3 protein-coding genes are annotated in these 1,497 nt (G+C 46.3%); all 3 read left to right on the plus strand.

Features of this window, described 5'->3' with window-relative positions:
• The first annotated feature begins 40 nt into the window (after nt 1-40).
• Entirely contained in the window at nt 41-343 is a 303-nt protein-coding gene (locus E0D98_RS24100) for a hypothetical protein (RefSeq protein ID WP_001370014.1), read from the plus strand.
• Nucleotides 344-352: 9 nt separating this feature from the next.
• Nucleotides 353-535 (plus strand): hypothetical protein, encoded by a 183-nt coding sequence (locus E0D98_RS24105; protein WP_000205441.1) that lies wholly within the window; start codon nt 353-355, stop codon nt 533-535.
• Between the two features lie 415 nt (nt 536-950).
• Nucleotides 951-1,497, plus strand: a 547-nt coding sequence (locus tag E0D98_RS24110) for a hypothetical protein (protein ID WP_240723763.1), incomplete at its 3' end; no start/stop codon positions are given.

A 1,497-nucleotide genomic window follows, 5' to 3' on the forward strand; every position in this document is an offset into this window, starting at 1 on the left:
GTAGTTACAAATTCATCTGGAAAGGTTGTAACAGTTAAATATGGTGACAAGTAAGAAATATATTATTTGTGAATATGCACAGAATTCGCTGAACGATGTTGCTAGTTTTGCAAAATTCGTCAGCTATGCGGAAGAATTGGTGCAGTCGAATGAATTGTTCAAAAATGAGGAAAGTAAAGAGAGTTACCAGCAAATATGGTTCGAGTTGGAAATTATTAATGCACTTGCCTTGTCTGAATGGGAAAGTGCCGGTCGTCCGGAAAACTGGCAGACCCGTTGGGAATTAGCTTATAAACAGGATGCGTCTCATGTAATGGCTGAGTTACTCAATACACTGCAATGAATGTACTCCATGACCACAGCCTCGTTTACCGGTGAAGTGAATAAAGCTGAAAATGTGGCTGCTCATGCCGTGGTGAATGCCGCACTGGTGGCACAGGGAAATAACGTTCTTGCCTGTGCCGCGGATGCAGCCACCGGCGAGGTGGTGGGGATGATAGCCACAGATGCGTATTACCGTGAAAGTGATCGGTGAGTAACGACCAATCCGTGATCGAATAGAACAGAATACGCAGATGATAAAGCAGCTCTCCCTCGAAGATTCACAACATCATCTGGCAGAATATAGGTGAGAGTTGCAGGTTGATGCGTACAAATCTTACGATGCGTTGTATGAACCTAGCCAGGTGAAAGATGTCATCCGTACGGTGCACGCCCGACTAAACAGGCATCATGATGGAAAAGTCGGGCATCATCCACCGGCATGTTTGTCAGAATGGTAGTGTCAGTGGGTTTTGATTACACTAGCTTTAAAGCTCATACTTCCTATGAGGCACTGCAGAAAACGAAAGTGTCGTTTAGGCGTTGGGGGAGGGGTTAAAAAAGTAACGGCAGAAGTCACCCTGAAGTTGAGGCAGTCAACTACTAATGCGCTCAGTCTGCCATCAGGAATGGTGAGTTATGGTCAGGCGGTTTCCTCATGGAATCAGTATGCTGATGCCAATAATCTCACCCCGGAACAGAAGCAGGCAGGACTGGATAAAATTGCCAAAGGTGAGTTACCTGAAGGAGCCAATATAAGCAAAGTTATAGTTGATGGTTATAAAGATGGCGTATTGATTGCAGGTGCCTGGTATCTGGGGCCTGCAGCGTCCGTCGGGAAAGTGATCGGTGGTGGAGTTATTGCTGAGATAGCTAACGGAACATACCAGTGGTTTGATCTGAGTCAGCCGGGTAATGAGAACAAAAACTGGGACTGGAAAAGCAGTGCCAGTGCAGGCATTACTGGTATGCTTGCACCGGGAAGAACTGTTGGACAAAACGTAGGAATTGCGATGGGCAGTGCATTTTTTACTGATGGACCGAATGCAGGAGCTATTGGAGGTGCTGCCGCAGGTGCATGGGCCGGTGGATTATTTGGGGAATATGCACCTGGAATTGTAAACTCTGTTACTGGAAAGGAAATTCCTGGGTTTGTTTATGATTATTGGGGAGGGG

This window comes from Escherichia sp. KCJ4928, assembly GCF_004352695.1.
GTDB lineage: Bacteria > Pseudomonadota > Gammaproteobacteria > Enterobacterales > Enterobacteriaceae > ECMA0423.

Coding starts and splice junctions, on each gene's coding strand:
- E0D98_RS24100 (WP_001370014.1), top strand. CDS start 41: ATGGTGACAAGTAAGAAATATATTATTTGTGAATATGCACAGAATTCG.
- E0D98_RS24105 (WP_000205441.1), top strand. CDS start 353: ATGACCACAGCCTCGTTTACCGGTGAAGTGAATAAAGCTGAAAATGTG.